Source organism: Pseudomonas sp. NS1(2017), from assembly GCF_002269425.1.
In the GTDB taxonomy this organism is placed as follows: domain Bacteria; phylum Pseudomonadota; class Gammaproteobacteria; order Pseudomonadales; family Pseudomonadaceae; genus Aquipseudomonas; species Aquipseudomonas reactans.
The window spans coordinates 405,134-420,556 of the sequence record NZ_CP022960.1 but is presented as its reverse complement, the minus strand read 5'-3'; the positions used below and the strand labels follow the sequence as shown (position 1 = coordinate 420,556).

Here is a 15,423-nt window from a genome sequence, read left to right as displayed (position 1 = left end):
AGACATCGCTGCTAAACGAAAAGGGTGGCGACTGTACGCGGGTTAGCAGACCAGGAATCAAGGAACCCGGCGCACCCGAAAGTGCCCCACGCACAGCCGCCATAATACGAACCAGCAGATGCTGAAAGCATCGCTAGAACGAATGGTGGCTTTGCAAGCCTTGATAGTAAACGAGCTGCTAAACCCGGTCGCTGATTTTTCAGCGACTGGAGGAGGCTATCTGCGTGGGGGGCGTTGCGCCAGTTCATCAATGGCGCGATAGGTTGAAGGAAAATTCTGAAGGTTCATCCTGTCGGGATTTCCAAGCCCCAGAAACAACAAAACCCGCACTAGGTGGGTTCTGTCGATGCTTCGAATTGGTGGGCCGGGGTAATTTGAAACAAGGCGGTATCTATCTGTTTTTTCTGATTAATAATTTATTGGTCAACTTGCTTGGAATACTAGTTGGAACGCTGCGTGGTCTGGATTCCGATGGACGGTGCTTTTTAAAGCTCCACGCCATTAATGAGTCGGCATCGAATCTATCAAGCAAATGGCCTTGTAAACATTAGCTATGGCTGGTGACCAACTGCTGATGATCATGGCCCCTGCGCGTACGATGCTCCACTCGTAGGTACAGAGGCTCCTAGCAAACGATTCCGTCAGTGACTGCTGTGTTGGCTAAGTCGGCTCTTGAAGAATTGCGCAGTCTCTTTGTCGGTGGAGTACAGGTAGCAACCCTTCATCCCGCGAGTCATCAAGGTTCGGTACGTATTTTTGATGATCAGGTCAGTTTCTTTTTTCGCCAGAGCAGGTTGCTCCTTCATCATTTTTTTCCAGCCGCGAATCGATTTATCGTGTTTGTCGCGCTCATTCGGGGATGTCACAACGTTGCCATCACGTACGACCAGGTCTGGCCCGATAATGACTCCGATATAGTCGACTTCCAGACCTTGGCAGGTATGAATGCAGCCAACCTGCTCGATGGAGTTCTCAGCGATGATCCACAGACTGCCATCCTGATCCAGGTTCCATTGTCGCGTGTAGTCACCGATGACGATATCGGCAGCGTTGGGGTCTTTCTTGCTCAACCAAGGCCAACAGTAGCCCGCGACTACGCGAGCCTTATTTCCATGGTTTTTCTCGTCGATGGCGTCATGCAGCGCCTGAGGCGAGTCGAACACCTTGAACTCGTACTCCGAGGTGTCGAGCGTCGGATTTGCTGTCGAGCGAATGCCAAGGACGTCATCCAGCCACGCGATGTAACCGTCAGAACCACTGCAGCGAAACTGTGAAGACAGCACATATTCCTCGACCACAGCCCCCTTGGCTTTGGCAAAGGCGCGTATCGCCTGCTTGCTGCCTATGTCGCTCAGGGTCACACGTTGGTCTTCATCGATGAAGAAAATTGAGCATTTCGCTGATTCAATCAGCTCCTTGATCTGGTTTTCGCCAAGGTTCCCATAAAGCCCGCTTTTCTCATTCAGCCGGTGAGCTTCGTCCACGATAAGCGCATCGAATGTGTTGGGCTCAGTGTCGATGAACGCCCCAGAGCCTGAAAAGAAATTCGAGAAATGGCTGCGTTTGATGGTGCCAACCAGTTTGCTTTCGTAGACCTTGCGTGGGGCGGCATTCTTCGAGACATATTTGCTTAACAGCCTCAATTCTGTGAGCCTCACCAGCAAATTGATAGCCAGAACAGTTTTCCCGGTGCCCGGCCCCCCCTCAATGATCAGCACCTTTGGTGCCTGGTCCGAGGCTTCGCTTGCTGCCGCAAGCGCTGATTCAAAAATTGCTTTTTGATCGTCAATCAATACGAACTCTGGCTTGCCTGTCATCAACCCTTCGAGGGCCTCGGCTAGCGCTTTGGACGGACGGATTTTCCCATCGGACAGTTCGTAGAGAACCTCTTTGTTGTCGCCGTGAGCAATATGCTTTTTCAGGAAGTTTCTGAGTTTGGTGAGCTCATCCGGCCCTTTCAGGAACAGTGGGGCTTTGCTGATGTGAGGCTCGTAGTGAGCTGAGTCGATGATGCCGTCGCTGACGTAGTTATGAAGGTAGGCACACGGACGGATCTCGATGCTTTTGTCATACACCGCCTCGTTGAAGCCCTCCAGCAGCGCGGCGTATGACCATACTTGATAGGACGGGTGAATGGTCTCAACGAGGCCACCACCCAATGCCGTTTTGACGATGGCATCCTTGGTAGTGGCGCTGGCCTTGCTCCATTGCTTCAGTTCGATCAAGACGGCTTTTTTTGCCTGATTTTCGTCGCGACCGGTGAGCAGAAAATCGATTCGCTTCGACGACTGCGGAATGTACAGCTCAATGGCCAGGCCCGCGTCGCTCGGCAGTCCTTCATCCCTAAGGACCTTGGCCATATACGTTAGAGATCCTTGCCACGACCTGATTTCCGATCTGCCAACGGTCTTGCCGGTGGCTTCCTTGAAATGCCTGAGGATCACGTCCTCGATGTCATCGTTATCGTTGTCTTTTAGAAATTGCTGTTTGGTCGCAGCGTAAACGATCACGGGTTGTCCTTAGATTCGGGTTGATCAGAGTCGGTCGTACTTTTTGCTGCTACTTTTGGCTTTATCCACGGGGTACTTCTGGCCGTTCGAGGCGAGTTTCCGTGTCACCGCTTCGTTGAGATCAACGCCGAGTACGCTGCTCAGGCGAACTAGGTACATCAGTACGTCCGCCAATTCGTCTTTTACGGCTAGGCCGATTTCGGGATCTTTAGCTACGGAGAGCGAATCGGCATCGCTCATCCATTGGAAAATCTCGCACAGCTCTCCTACCTCGCCAGTGAGCGCCAAGATGAGATTTTTTGGGGAGTGGAACTGCTGCCAGTCGCGATCATCTGCGAAACGCTGAAGGGATGCGGCAAGCTTCACTACGTCAACCAGTGGCGCTGATGAGCTGTCTGAGTCACTCACGGGGCTATCTCTTGGGTATCAGTGGGGGCAAAAAATGTGTAGGAAAACCGACCTTGGATTGTAGGGTTTTTTGTTGTTTGCGCGGGTTTTTTTGTGTTTTTCTCTCATATGCTGTGTGCTGGCCGAATTGCTTGCCAGCGTTCGCTATATCCTTTGAGCGTGGCAGAGTAGGCCGACTACAAACAGGTCTTCCAGTGCTTGTCGGCGGGCGTAGCTCATTTGGACGCGGCGACCCTCATGCCCACCGACCAGCGTCCTTTTCTTCACCCGTTCGTTTGTTTGCAGATAAAGCATCAGCACTTTTCAGAGGGGGCTGACGCTGTCCCATTGGTGTTCGGTCGGCAGGACGCGGGGGGAGGTGTTGATGAAAAGCTGCTGAGACGCGCCAATATCGGCATTCATCCACAGCGATTTTCAGCAATATTCGGTACTCCAGATACAGCGAAGCCCGCACTGGGCGGGCTTCGCTGGTGTTTCAATTGGTGGGCCGGGGGCATTTGAACTCAATGGTAAATGTCCTCAATCCATTGGTGTTGAGATGTTCTGTTTTTAGTGGGGATACAACAGGGGATACACGCTGCTGTCTGTTAATCCACTTTTTCATCCCGACCTGCCTTCAAACGTCGTTCGGCACTCTCAATCGATAAAGCAATTTCTCAGACTCCTTTTCGCTTGAGTTTCACAAGCTCTTCAGCAGGCTTTGCCTGGAAGGGAGGTGGGCCCCCAAAGACGCGATGAAGCGACTCGGTAAGCTTTTAACGTATGTGTCCCGTCCTGGATAAGGTTTACACCCTCTGATCTGATTTTCAGGCACAAAAAAAGACGTCCCTGGACGTCTTTAGATGATGAATTGGTGGAGCCGGGGGGATTTGAACCCCCGTCCGCCAGTACTCCGCTGTCGGTACTACATGCGTAGCCGTTTCTATTAAGTTAACCCTCAGCGACCCGAAGGGCAGGGTGCTTTGGGCGAGTTGTGTAAGTTTTAGCCGCTTCGTCCACAACGTACTGCACGGCGATTCTGTTCTATATGACAATCACTTTGGGTTTACAGACATCCCCTGGTGATTGCTGGACCCGAAGGTACCAGAAGCTCAGGGCTAAGGCTGCTTACGCAGCGAGAGCGAATTCCTGGCCGTAGTTTTCGTCATTGGCAACTATAAGAAGTTGCAACAGTGGATTTACGAGTTCTGTTACCAACTCGGCATGCACCTAAAGTTTCGCAACCGGCGTCGAATCCTAAACGGCCCCGTGCTTGTAACTCGTTGTTTCTTAGTGAGTGACAAGCCTTTGCAGTGTACGCCAAACCGTCACGGAAGGCCAACCCGAAGGTAGACCTTCCGTGATTGAGCAGCCTATTGGCCGCCTTTTTCGCTGTTCTGCAGGTCTTGCAGTGCCTTTGAGGTGATCTCGATGCACTTCTTCTCATCGCCTGCGGCATGAGCCGCCTTGGCTGAGGAGACGGCGGTGTCTATCTCGCCGCTTTTGCCGCTGGTGTCAGTGGCGAGCAGCGCTTTACCGTTGTTGATTTTGTCCAGATTGATCTGGCACAGGTCTTTATCGCCCGCCGCAAAAGCAGGGGAAGCCAGCATCGCAGCGGTAATGAACAAGCCAGCAAGAGCGGAACGCTTCATAGGGTATCTCCTTGCGCAAAAGGGCTCGACGCTGCTGGCGTTCAACGGCTGCCAGCGACATCACTGATGAGCCTCGTTTGTCGAGGCCTATGCAGATGACTACGCGGGCGCGCAGGGGTTCTGTTTTTTTGCAGCTTTAATGAGCGCGGGCTTGGGTGACGCGGTCCACCAGGTAGACCAACCCGTGATAATCAATGCCGCCGTGCTGGCTCAGGCCGATCTCGCAAGTGCGGCTGGTGGAGATGCCTTCGCTGCAATATTGCACCGCGTCCTTGAGGGTGCGCAGTGAGTGGGCGTTGAGTTCCGGCGTGGTGAAGCCCTTGTCACCGGCAAACCCGCAGCAATGAATGCCTTCCGGGATGACCACCGTGTTGGAGCAGCGCCGGGCCAGGTCGATCAGGGCCTGGCTCTCGCCTAGGTGTTGGGTGCTGCAGGTGACGTGTACAGCGATGGGTGCTTCCTGGGGCGTGAAGTCGAGGCGGTCCATCAGATGGGTGCGGATAAAACGTACGGGGTCGTAAAGGTCCAGGCGCGTTTCGCCCAGGTCCTGCACCAGGCGCAGGGTGCAGGGGCTGGTGTCGCAGTAGATCGGGTCGAGCCCGCCACGGCTGGCGTGGAGCAGGGCGCCGATCAGCTCCTGGCGCTTGTGTTCGGCCTGTTCGGCGTAGCCTTTGGAGGCGAAGGGCTGGCCGCAGCACAGGCTGTCCTGATTGTCGGGGAACACGACTTGGTAACCGGCTTTTTCCAGCAGGCCGCGGGTTTTGTCGTACAGCGACATTTGTTCTTTATCCCCCGCTGCCGGACCCATGGCGCGTGAAACGCAGGCCGCCAGGTAGACCACCCGTGGTCGTTCGTCCGTCACCGCCGGGCTGAAGCGGATGGCTTTTTCCGGCTGCGGCATGGCGTTGGTCCACTGCGGGATTTGCCCCTTGGACAGCTGGGTCACGCGGGCCGATAGCTTCGTCAGGCGCGGTGCGCCGAGCAGCATCCGAGCGCCATTGGCCACATGCAGGGTAAAGCGCGCGCCTTGCAGCGCGGTGGCGAAATGGGTGGCGAGCCATTCGGCGGTTTTCGTGCTGTTGGCGTCACGGCTGCGGAGTTTTTTCACGAGGTCGCCGGTATTGATTCCGACAGGGCAGCGCTGGGCGCAAAGGCCGGTCGCGGCGCAGGTGTCGATGCCCTGGTAGTGATACGCAGCTTCCAACTCCGTGGTGTCGACACCGGCGCGTTTCTTCGCCTGGATGTCGCGCCAGATCACGATGCGCTGGCGCGGGCTCAAGGTCAGGCCTTTCGACGGGCACACCGGTTCGCAGAAGCCGCATTCGATGCACTTATCCACAAGCTCATCAGCGGCGGGTAGCGGCTTGAGGTGCTTGAGGTGGATTTGCGGGTCTTCGCTGAGCACCACGTCCGGGTTGAGGATGCCGTTGGGGTCGAGCAGGCGTTTGAGTTGCCACATCAATTGATAGGCGTCGCTGCCCCATTCCAGTTCCACGAACGGCGCCATATTGCGCCCGGTGCCGTGTTCAGCTTTAAGCGAACCTCCAAACTCGACGGCCACCAGTTGCGCCACGTCGTCCATGAACGCTTGATAGCGTGTGACTTCTTCCGCGCTGTTGAAGCCTTGGGTGAACACGAAGTGCAGATTACCTTCCAGCGCGTGTCCGAAAAGGATTGCTTCTTCGTAGTGATGTTTGTCGAACAGCGCGATCAAGCGATTGACGCCGATTGCCAGTTGCTCAACCGGGAAGGTCACGTCTTCGATGATCACGGTGGTGCCTGTTTTGCGCACGGCGCCGACGGCAGGGAAGGTGTCTTTGCGGATTGCCCACAGGCGAGCGTTCTCGATGGGGTCTTCGGTGAAGTCGACCTGTTTTTCTACCGGGAATGGGGCCAGGGAAGCCATGATCAGCGCCAGTTGCTCATGCAGCAAAGTCGATGATGCCGCGCGGGACTCGATCAGCAGGGCGCAGGCATTTTCCGAAAGTTGCTGTACGAAAGCCGGCATGCCTGGCTTGTTTTGTACCGAGCGCATGCTGCGTCGGTCCAACAGCTCGACGGCCGAGACTGGCTGGGTTTTGAGCACGGTGACCGCGTTACAGCAGGTCTCGACATCGGGAAACACAATCAACGCCGAGGCTTTGTTCGGGTGGTCGATCACCGTGTCGTAGGTGACCGCGCTGATAAAACCAAGGGTGCCCTCGGAACCCACCAGCAGATGGCTGAGGATATCCAACGGCTCATCGAAATCCACCAGGGCATTGAGCGACAGTCCGGTGGTGTTTTTCAGACGGTATTTGTGGCGAATCCTGGCCGCTAATTCGGCATTGGCCCGCGTCTCGCGACCCAATGTTGCCAGCCGCTCAAGCAGCGCGCCGTGTTGTTCACGAAACGCCATAACGCTGGTGGCGTCTTCAGTATCTAGCCGGCTGCCGTCAGCCAGTACCAGGCGTATGCCGGCCAGGGTGTGGTAGGTGTTCTGCGCGGTGCCGCAGCACATGCCGCTGGCATTGTTGGCGACGATGCCGCCGATCTTGCAGGCGTTGATTGACGCCGGGTCCGGCCCGATCTTGCGCCCGAACGGCGCCAGCCAGGCATTGGCCTGGGCGCCGATCACACCGGGTTGCAGGCGGATTTGCGTGCCTTGCCCGCGAATCTCGCGGCCATTCCAGTTGTCCCCCAGCACGATCAGTACCGAATCGCTGATGGCTTGCCCGGACAGGCTGGTGCCAGCGGCGCGGAAGGTCACCGGTATGTGGTCGCGTTGAGCCAGTTGCAGCAACGCGACGACTTCGTCTTCTGACTCCACGCGGATCACCAGTTGTGGGATCAGTCGGTAAAAACTGGCGTCAGTGCCGAAAGCGAGGGTGGAAAGGGGGTCGTCGAAACGCCGATCTTTCGGGATCAGTTGTGCGACGTCGCTCAGGAAAGCAGCAGGCAGGCTCATCGGTCCTCCAGAAATAGCTGACGCCGGAATCGTATCCGGCGGCATTACGTGCAGGTCTTAGTGCACCAGCATACCGGTGAACCAGTAGGCCTGGGCCAGGGTGATCAGCCCGACGATGGTGGCGAAGAACAGGCTGTGCTTGAGAGTAAAGCGGAACAGGTCGGACTCCTTGCCCACCAGGCCGGTAGCGGCGCACGCCACGGCGATGGATTGTGGCGAGATCATTTTGCCGGTGACGCCACCGCTGGTATTTGCGGCGACCAGCAACGTGTCGTTGACGCCGATCTGATGCGCGGTGGTGGCCTGCAGCGAGCTGAACAGGGCGTTGGACGAGGTATCAGAGCCTGTCAGGAAAACTCCCAGCCAGCCGAGGAAAGGCGAGAAGAACGGGAAGGCCGCGCCGGTACCGGCCAAAACCAGTGCCATGGTCGAGGACATGCCGGAGTAGTTGGTAACAAAGGCGAAGGCCAGCACCATCCCGATCGACAGGATCGGCCAGCGCAGTTCGTAGAAGGTCTCTTTTAAAGTGGTAAGACCAGTCTTGATGTCAATTTTCAATACCAACATCGAGACCAGAGCGGAGAAGAAAATCGCAGTGCCGGTCGCCGAAATCGGGTCCAGTTTGAACACGGCCGGGATCGCGGTGGGGTTGGTCACGATCGGCGCGACCTTGATCACCAGTTGGTCCAGGTGCGGGATTGCGAAGTTGAACACCCAGCTGTACATCGAGCCGCCGGCAGCGAACATCGCCTTGAACGGCTTGAGGGTCCAGATAGTGACCAGTACGGTGAGAATCAGGAACGGCGACCAGGCCTTGAAAATCTGCCCGAGGCTGTAGGGCGAGACGATGGTGTTGCGTGGCAGGCCGAAACCGCCGGCACTGGCGGTGACCGCTGCGCTGGAGGTGGCACCGGCGATTTGTGCGCCTGCGGTGCGTTTTGGCTGCCAGACTTTCAGGAACAACGTCAGCGAAATCAGGCTGGCCAGGGCCGAGGTGATGTCCGGCAGTTCCGGGCCGATGAAGTTGGAGGTGAAGTACTGGGTTATGGCAAAGCTCAAGCCTGCGACCAGAGCGGCTGGCCAGGTTTCACGCACACCGCGCACGCCGTCCATCATGAACACCAGCCAGAACGGCACGAACAACGACAGCAGCGGCAGTTGGCGACCGGTCATGGCGCCGATCTTAAACGCGTCAATGCCGGTCACTTGGCCTGCAACAATGATCGGAATGCCCAGTGCGCCGAAGGCCACGGGTGCGGTATTGGCGATCAGGCACAGGCCGGCGGCGTACAGTGGATTGAAGCCCAGGCCGACCAGCAGCGCAGCAGTGATCGCCACGGGCGCGCCGAAACCGGCCGCACCTTCCAGGAAGGCGCCGAAGCAGAAGCCGATCAACAGCACTTGCAGGCGTTGGTCGTCGGTGATCGACAGGACCGAGCTGCGGATGATCTCGAACTGGCCGCTTTTGACCGTGAGTTTGTAGAGGAATACCGCCGCGACGATGATCCACGCGATGGGCCACAGGCCGTAGGCAAAGCCGTAACCGGCGGCGGCCAGTGCCATGTCCACCGGCATCTGGAAGGCGAAGATCGCCACCAGTATCGACAACGCCAAGGTGATGCTGCCCGCCACGTGGCCTTTGAGGCGGAACACAGCCAAGGCCAGGAAGAAGAATACGATCGGAATGACGGCTGCCAGTGCGGACAGGCCGAGGCTGCCGAGCGGGCTGTAGAGCTGTTGCCAGGTTTGCATAGTGGGGTGGCCCCTGATTGTTGTTGTTTGGTCAGCTTGGATAATTGGTAATACCAATTTACAATCGCTGTTGGCTAGAGTAAAAGCCTTGGCAGGGGTGTGTCAATTTGCCGCCCGCGAAACTTTGGTCGTAAGTGGGTGGGCAGGGTGTGCTGATCGTGCGAAACGAGGGCGTTCTGATAGGTGCTGCAAGCGCTGCGATAGGCGAGAATAGAGGCCCGGCGCGTGGTCGGGATGGTGGAGAGTGAGTGATGGGGTTTGATCAGGTGCGTCAGCGCCGTTTGTCCGATGACATCGTCGAGCAGCTTGAGGGCATGATCCTTGAGGGCACGCTGAAGTCGGGCGAGCGCTTGCCGGCCGAGCGCGCGTTGGCTGAGCAATTCGGGGTGTCGCGCCCTTCTTTGCGGGAGGCGATCCAGAAGCTGTCAGCCAAAGGTTTGCTCGTCAGCCGCCAGGGCGGTGGTAACTATGTGGCCGAATCCTTGGGTTCCACGTTCAGTGATCCGCTGTTGCACCTGTTGGAGAACAACCCCGAGGCTCAGCGTGATCTGCTGGAGTTTCGTCAGACCCTTGAAGCCTCCTGCGCCTACTACGCCGCATTGCGCGCGACAGAGGTTGATCGCGAGCGTCTTACGGCTGCCTTCGAAGCGCTACAGGATTGCTACACCCGGTCCGATGAGGTGAGTCGGGCCGAAGAAGGTGCGGCGGATGCGCGGTTTCACTTGGCGATCGCCGAGGCCAGCCACAACGCCGTGTTGCTGCACACCATCCGTGGTCTGTTCGACCTGCTCAAACGTAATGTGGTGACCAACATCGGGGGTATGTACCAGCAGCGAACGGAAACCCGCGACATGCTGATCAGCCAGCACCGGGATCTGTACCTGGCGATTATCGAGGGGCGCGCCGAGCAGGCACGGGAAGTCTCAACACGTCACCTGTTGTATGTGCAGGAAGTGTTGGAGGAAGTGCGTCAGGAAGTTCAGCGTGTGGCGCGTGCGGAGCGGCGCAAGGGGACGTAGCCGAGGGGACCTCCCAAGGCTACATCACAGCAAGGATCAGTCTTCCTTACCCTTGTTGCGTACAGCGCGATGCAGCTCGCGATTGGAGTCGCGCTCGCGTTCGGTATCACGCTTGTCGTATTCCTTCTTGCCCTTGCCCAAGGCAATCTCGCATTTGACCAGGTGCTTGCTCCAGTACCAGGACAGGCAGACGCAGGCGTAGCCCTTCTGCTGTACGGCGGCAGCGAGCTTTTCCAGTTCGCGGGCATTGAGCAGCAGCTTGCGCGTGCGCACCGGGTCGGCAATCACGTGCGTGCTCGCAGTGGTCAGCGGGGTGATATGACTGCCGAGCAGCCACGCCTCGCCATCCTTGAGCAGCACATAACTGTCGACCAGTTGCAGCTTGCTGGCACGCAGACTCTTTACTTCCCAGCCGGCCAGGACCAGACCAGCCTCGAACCGATGTTCGATGAAGTAATCGTGTCGCGCCTTTTTATTTTGCGCGATGGTCCCTGTAGGGTGTTTCTTTTGTTTAGCCATAGGGGCGGCATTATAGGGAGTTGCGAGGCTGTCGGCTACGGTCAACCTGCGTGCTTGAGCGTGTTGGACGAATCCCGGACAATACCCGCAGTTCTCACGTTTTTTTCTCTCGCGGATCGGGCTGTTCTTTCGCGATGTTTGCCTCTGCAGTGGAAGTAACGCTCACATGACGACGCATATTCAACGTTCGGCCCTGCTGCCCTATCCGGCGCAGGCGCTCTATGACCTGGTCAACGACGTGGCGCGTTACCCGGAATTCCTGCCGTGGTGCTCGACGGCCGAAGTGCTGGAAAGCAGTGATGAGCACATGGTTGCCAGTGTTGGGGTGGCGAAGGGCGGGCTTAGCCAGCACTTTGTGACGCGCAATGTGCTGGTGCCTGGGAAATCCATTGAAATGAATTTGCAGGAAGGGCCGTTTACCCAGCTGCATGGTGTATGGGTATTCAAGGCGCTGACGGACAAAGCCTGCAAGATCAGCCTGGACCTTTCCTTTGATTACGCCGGGCCTATCGTGCGCGCGACCTTGGGGCCTTTGTTCAATCAGGCAGCCAATACGCTGGTGGATGCATTCTGTCAGCGAGCCAAGCAACTGCATGGTTGAGATTGAAGTGGTGTACGCCGCTGTGGATCGTCAAGTTCTGCTGACGGTGACGGTGCCGACTGGCACCAGTCTGCGCTCGGCGGCGCAAGCGTCAGGCATTGCTCAGCAATTCCCCGAGTTGAATCTGGCTGACTGCGTTTTGGGTATATTCGGCAAAGTGGTCGCGGACGCTGAAGTGCGTTGTGTGCAGGCAGGTGATCGCATTGAGATTTACCGCCCCTTGCTGGCAGACCCAAAAGAAATACGCAGGTTGCGCGCAGCCAAGGCGGCGCTGGCCAAGCAGCAGAACTCCTAGGGCGGGCCAAATGGCAGGCAGCAAAAAGCCCGGCATGCCGGGCTTTTTGTTGAGCGCCGCAAACTTACTGCGGGCTGGTGTCCAGAGGTTGTGGCGTCGGGACGGGAACCGTTTCCACGCCATCGACGTCTTTCTGGATCTTGTCGAGCAGAGAGCCTGGCTTGGCCGGCACTTCGGACTTCGGCTTCTCGCCTTCCTGCGCTGGCGCAGTGACGTTGGTGCCGTTGTCCTTGCCGAGCAAGGCTTCATCGCGGCTTACGCCGGGCATGAAGTCACCCGACAGGCTGACAAGCTGGTCATTGCCATTGAAAATGACGCTGACGCGCTCCTGTTGGCGTTCACCGCCACCAGGCTGCAGGCTGTAGAGATAATCCCAGCGATCGGCATGGAAAGTGTCGGTCAGCAGGGGGTTACCCATGATAAACCGTACTTGCCGTCGGGTCATTCCGGGGCGTAACTGGTCTATCATGTCCTGCGTGACGACATTGCCCTGCTGGATGTCGATTTTGTAAACCCCGGGGAATGAACAACCGGCGAGTGCGAGCAGTCCCACAAAGGTGAAACTGGTTAGCAAGAGCTTGGTGTTTTGCATCGGTGGGCGACTTCCACTATCTTGGCTGGGACAACGTAAACGCCGATCATACCCGTATTAAGAGAAGCTGCGAAGCAGCATCCGCGAGAAAGCTAACCATGGTTGAAAATAGCGAACTACGCAAAGCCGGTCTCAAAGTGACTCTGCCACGAGTCAAGATTCTACAAATGCTCGATTCTGCTGAGCAGCGTCACATGAGTGCCGAGGATGTCTACAAGGCGCTGATGGAGTCTAACGAGGACGTCGGCCTGGCCACGGTTTACCGTGTACTGACCCAGTTTGAAGCCGCAGGGCTGGTGGTTCGTCATAATTTCGACGGCGGTCATGCAGTATTTGAACTGGCTGACGGTGGTCATCACGACCACATGGTTGACCTGGATACCAATGAGGTTATCGAGTTCACCAGTCCGGAAATCGAAGCGCTGCAGCACAAGATTGCTGAGGAGCATGGCTTCGATCTGGTTGACCATAATCTGGTCCTGTACATCCGTAAGAAAAAGTAACAAGCGCTGCAGATTCTCTCTGCAAAACGATCGAAGGCGACCTCAGGGTCGCCTTCGTGCTTTCTATAGAAGCGAAAACTATCCGGTCAGGCCTTTGCCGCCACGACCATTTTCTTCGCGTGCGCCAAAGACTCCTTGGTCAAATCGATCCCGCCGAGCATGCGCGCCACTTCTTCAACGCGTTCCGACTTATTCAGCTTGGACACGGCTGTGTGTGTTGCATCGCTGCCGCGGACCTTGTGCACAAACAGGTGCTGATGCCCCTGGGCCGCCACTTGCGGCAAGTGGGTGACTGTCAGTACTTGGCCTCTATCCCCCAGGCGTCGCAACAACTGGCCAACAATTTCTGCCGTCGGCCCGCCAATCCCGACATCGACTTCGTCGAATACCAATGTCGGCACCCGAGAGGTTTGCGCAGTGATCACCTGGATGGCCAGGCTGATTCGCGACAGTTCGCCGCCGGAGGCTACTTTCGCCAGTGCCTTGAGCGGTTGCCCGGGGTTGGCGCTGACCAGCAGCTCCACCTGCTCCAGCCCGTGGGGCTGCAGTTCGTTACTCGCGTTGGTGCGCAATTCAATGGTGAAGCGCCCGCCAGGCATCCCCAGGCGTTGGATCTCCAACTCCACTGCGCTGGCCAGGCCCGTCGCTGCTTGCTGGCGCAAGTCGCTGAGTTCGCGCGCCTTCTCCTGATAGTGGCGAGCGAAAGAGGCAAGCTCGTCGCCGAGGCGCTCGATGGATTCATCGTTGGCGTTCAGGGTCTCAATTTCATCCAGCAGCTTCTGCTGCATTGTCGCCACTTCGGTGGGCTGGATGCGATGTTTGCGCGCCAGGGTATAGATGGTGTCGAGGCGCTCTTCTATCTCCTGCAGGCGCGCCGGGTCGGCATCGAAGTGATCCAGAAAGCGATTCAACTCGCCGACGGCTTCCTCAACCTGGATCTGTGCACTGGTCAGCAAGGTTGTCGCCTCGCTCAACGAGCCGGAGGCGCTGTTCACGCTAGAGAGGCGATTGAGGCTGGCAGTCAGTGCGTTGAGCACATTGCCTGAGTCACTCTCACTGCATTGCTCCACCACCTGGCGGCAAATGCCCAGCAGGGTTTCCGCGTTGGTGAGGTTCTTGTGTTCCTGCTCAAGCTGCTCCAGTTCAGTCTCGCCCAGGCCGAGGCTTTCCAGCTCTTCGAGTTGGTAGCTGAGCAATTGGTGGCGAGCACGTTGCTCATCGCCGGAGTTGGAGAGTCGCTCCAGCTCCTGGCGAGTCTGGCGCCAGCGCTGGGCGGCGAGTTGCACTTGGCGGGCCAGGTCTGTGGCGCCCGCGTACTCGTCGAGCAGGCGGCGATGGGTATCGGTTTTCAGCAGGGACTGGTGTTCATGCTGGCTGTGGATATCGATCAGCAGTTCGCCCAGGGCTTTTAGGTCGCCAAGCGGGCAGGGGGTGCCATTGATGTAGCCGCGGGACCGACCTTCCGCTGTGATGACCCGCCGAAGGATGCACGGGCCTTCATTATTAAGGTCGCGTTCGGCCAGCCAGGCCTCGGCCTCGGGAATATCCGCCAGGTCGAAGGTGGCCAGGATATCGGCTTTGTCCGCGCCGGGGCGCACCACGCCGCTGTCGGCGCGATCACCCAGGGTCAGGCCCAGGGCATCGAGCATGATCGACTTGCCGGCGCCGGTTTCGCCTGTGATTACGCTCATCCCGCGATCCAGTTCGAGATCCAGGTGTTCAACGATGGCGTAGTTATGTACGGACAGGTGCACGAGCATGACGGCCGCTCCCAGGCTTTAGGTCTGGTTATTTATACAGTGTTTTGTTTGGGGCTGACAATCCTGACGCTTAGCTCGATTTGCTTGAATCTGGATATTTTTAAGCGCAACCAGGAATGACCAGGCAGGAATTGATGAAGGTCAGTCGAAAGACTTTTGGTAACGCCAGCGCCCTTGAACCTGGAAATTGTGGCCCCATATACCGGAACAGAAGCGCGAGTTGAGTTCGCGCATGATTTTGAAAGGAGAAAACTATGGCTGACGAACAGACGCAGGATACGCAAACTCCAGACGCCAATTCGGCTGTCGGCGATGAGCTGGCGACTCGTGTGCAAGTGCTCGAAGAGCAATTGGCCGCTGCGCAGGACCAGTCTTTGCGTGTTGCCGCTGATCTGCAGAACGTCCGCCGCCGTGCCGAGCAGGATGTAGAAAAGGCTCACAAGTTCGCGCTGGAAAAATTCGCCAATGACTTGCTGCCGATTATCGACAGCCTGGAGCGTGGCCTTGAATTGTCCAACCCGGACGACGAAAACATCCGCCCGATGCGCGAAGGGATCGAACTGACCCTGAAAATGTTCCAGGACACCCTGAAGCGTTATCAGTTGGAAGCGATCGATCCACAAGGCGGCGAGCCGTTCAACGCTGAGCATCACCAAGCCATGGCCATGCAGGAAAGCCATGACCTGGAGCCGAACAGCGTGCTCAAAACGTTCCAGAAGGGTTATCTGCTCAATGGTCGCTTGCTGCGCCCGGCGATGGTCGTCGTGAGCAAGGCGCCTGCACCGGTTTCGCCTTCTATTGATGAGCAGGCTTGAAATACGCTGCAAAGCCCCCATCTATAAGTCAAGCGTTTAAGTGCTACCGCAGTTAGCCACCACTGCTGCGG

13 protein-coding genes and 1 other RNA gene are annotated in these 15,423 nt (G+C 57.4%); 5 read left to right on the top strand and 9 right to left on the bottom strand.

The genetic code is table 11. The features are described 5' to 3' along the window. Window positions 1–641: 641 nt before the first annotated feature. The 6 genes from CI807_RS01990 to CI807_RS01965 all read right to left on the bottom strand — a co-directional run bounded on the left by CI807_RS01990 (window position 642) and on the right by CI807_RS01965 (window position 9,248). Window positions 642–2,510, bottom strand: a complete 1,869-nt coding sequence (locus CI807_RS01990; protein ID WP_095013581.1) for a DUF2075 domain-containing protein — start codon at window positions 2,508–2,510, stop codon at window positions 642–644. 24 nt (window positions 2,511–2,534) lie between these two features. After that, on the bottom strand, window positions 2,535–2,918 hold the full coding sequence (locus CI807_RS01985; protein WP_095013580.1) for a nucleotide pyrophosphohydrolase: 384 nt from the start codon (window positions 2,916–2,918) through the stop codon (window positions 2,535–2,537). 851 nt (window positions 2,919–3,769) lie between these two features. Next, window positions 3,770–4,166: a transfer-messenger RNA gene (gene ssrA, locus CI807_RS01980) on the bottom strand. Window positions 4,167–4,270: 104 nt separating this feature from the next. Further along, window positions 4,271–4,549: a hypothetical protein gene (locus tag CI807_RS01975; RefSeq protein WP_016976805.1), complete on the bottom strand. Its 279-nt coding sequence runs from the start codon at window positions 4,547–4,549 to the stop codon at window positions 4,271–4,273. Window positions 4,550–4,685: 136 nt separating this feature from the next. Further along, window positions 4,686–7,496 carry an FAD-binding and (Fe-S)-binding domain-containing protein gene (locus CI807_RS01970; RefSeq protein ID WP_095013579.1) on the bottom strand — a complete coding sequence of 937 codons (2,811 nt, stop codon included), beginning with the start codon at window positions 7,494–7,496 and terminating at the stop codon, window positions 4,686–4,688. Window positions 7,497–7,553: 57 nt separating this feature from the next. Beyond that, window positions 7,554–9,248 (bottom strand): lactate permease LctP family transporter, encoded by a 1,695-nt coding sequence (locus tag CI807_RS01965; RefSeq protein WP_016976807.1) that lies wholly within the window; start codon window positions 9,246–9,248, stop codon window positions 7,554–7,556. 251 nt (window positions 9,249–9,499) lie between these two features. Between CI807_RS01965 and CI807_RS01960 the strand changes: the two genes are divergently transcribed. Next, window positions 9,500–10,267 (top strand): GntR family transcriptional regulator, encoded by a 768-nt coding sequence (locus CI807_RS01960; RefSeq protein WP_016976808.1) that lies wholly within the window; start codon window positions 9,500–9,502, stop codon window positions 10,265–10,267. 36 nt (window positions 10,268–10,303) lie between these two features. Here CI807_RS01960 and smpB read toward each other — a convergent pair whose 3' ends face one another. Beyond that, window positions 10,304–10,786 (bottom strand): SsrA-binding protein SmpB, encoded by a 483-nt coding sequence (gene smpB, locus CI807_RS01955; protein WP_005791513.1) that lies wholly within the window; start codon window positions 10,784–10,786, stop codon window positions 10,304–10,306. A gap of 166 nt (window positions 10,787–10,952) precedes the next feature. Between smpB and CI807_RS01950 the strand changes: the two genes are divergently transcribed. Beyond that, window positions 10,953–11,387, top strand: coding sequence for a type II toxin-antitoxin system RatA family toxin (locus tag CI807_RS01950; protein WP_005791512.1), 435 nt, complete (start codon window positions 10,953–10,955; stop codon window positions 11,385–11,387). Continuing rightward, window positions 11,380–11,682, top strand: a complete 303-nt coding sequence (locus tag CI807_RS01945) for an RnfH family protein (RefSeq protein ID WP_095013578.1) — start codon at window positions 11,380–11,382, stop codon at window positions 11,680–11,682. Before CI807_RS01950 ends, CI807_RS01945 begins: the two co-directional genes overlap by 8 nt. Window positions 11,683–11,746: 64 nt before the next feature. Here the strand turns inward: CI807_RS01945 and CI807_RS01940 are convergent, their stop codons facing one another. After that, the gene (locus tag CI807_RS01940) at window positions 11,747–12,274 is read right to left on the bottom strand and encodes an outer membrane protein assembly factor BamE (RefSeq protein ID WP_016976810.1); all 528 of its coding nucleotides are present in this window, start codon (window positions 12,272–12,274) and stop codon (window positions 11,747–11,749) included. 98 nt (window positions 12,275–12,372) lie between these two features. On the opposite strand from CI807_RS01940, the gene fur reads away from it, so the two are divergent. Further along, a complete protein-coding gene (gene fur / locus CI807_RS01935) occupies window positions 12,373–12,777 on the top strand; it encodes a ferric iron uptake transcriptional regulator (RefSeq protein ID WP_003194220.1) in 405 nt (134 codons plus the stop codon). A gap of 86 nt (window positions 12,778–12,863) precedes the next feature. On the opposite strand, the gene recN is transcribed toward fur, so the two are convergent. Next, window positions 12,864–14,537 (bottom strand): DNA repair protein RecN, encoded by a 1,674-nt coding sequence (gene recN, locus CI807_RS01930; RefSeq protein ID WP_033898255.1) that lies wholly within the window; start codon window positions 14,535–14,537, stop codon window positions 12,864–12,866. Between the two features lie 254 nt (window positions 14,538–14,791). Between recN and grpE the strand changes: the two genes are divergently transcribed. Then, the gene (grpE, locus tag CI807_RS01925) at window positions 14,792–15,352 is read left to right on the top strand and encodes a nucleotide exchange factor GrpE (RefSeq protein ID WP_016976812.1); all 561 of its coding nucleotides are present in this window, start codon (window positions 14,792–14,794) and stop codon (window positions 15,350–15,352) included. Window positions 15,353–15,423: the final 71 nt, after the last annotated feature.

Excerpts from the sequence above, each read along its gene's own strand:
- CI807_RS01975 (WP_016976805.1), bottom strand. The coding sequence starts at position 4,549 with ATGAAGCGTTCCGCTCTTGCTGGCTTGTTCATTACCGCTGCGATGCTG.
- CI807_RS01970 (WP_095013579.1), bottom strand. The coding sequence starts at position 7,496 with ATGAGCCTGCCTGCTGCTTTCCTGAGCGACGTCGCACAACTGATCCCG.
- CI807_RS01965 (WP_016976807.1), bottom strand. The coding sequence starts at position 9,248 with ATGCAAACCTGGCAACAGCTCTACAGCCCGCTCGGCAGCCTCGGCCTG.
- CI807_RS01960 (WP_016976808.1), top strand. The coding sequence starts at position 9,500 with ATGGGGTTTGATCAGGTGCGTCAGCGCCGTTTGTCCGATGACATCGTC.
- smpB (WP_005791513.1), bottom strand. The coding sequence starts at position 10,786 with ATGGCTAAACAAAAGAAACACCCTACAGGGACCATCGCGCAAAATAAA.
- CI807_RS01950 (WP_005791512.1), top strand. The coding sequence starts at position 10,953 with ATGACGACGCATATTCAACGTTCGGCCCTGCTGCCCTATCCGGCGCAG.
- CI807_RS01945 (WP_095013578.1), top strand. The coding sequence starts at position 11,380 with ATGGTTGAGATTGAAGTGGTGTACGCCGCTGTGGATCGTCAAGTTCTG.
- CI807_RS01940 (WP_016976810.1), bottom strand. The coding sequence starts at position 12,274 with ATGCAAAACACCAAGCTCTTGCTAACCAGTTTCACCTTTGTGGGACTG.
- fur (WP_003194220.1), top strand. The coding sequence starts at position 12,373 with ATGGTTGAAAATAGCGAACTACGCAAAGCCGGTCTCAAAGTGACTCTG.
- recN (WP_033898255.1), bottom strand. The coding sequence starts at position 14,537 with ATGCTCGTGCACCTGTCCGTACATAACTACGCCATCGTTGAACACCTG.
- grpE (WP_016976812.1), top strand. The coding sequence starts at position 14,792 with ATGGCTGACGAACAGACGCAGGATACGCAAACTCCAGACGCCAATTCG.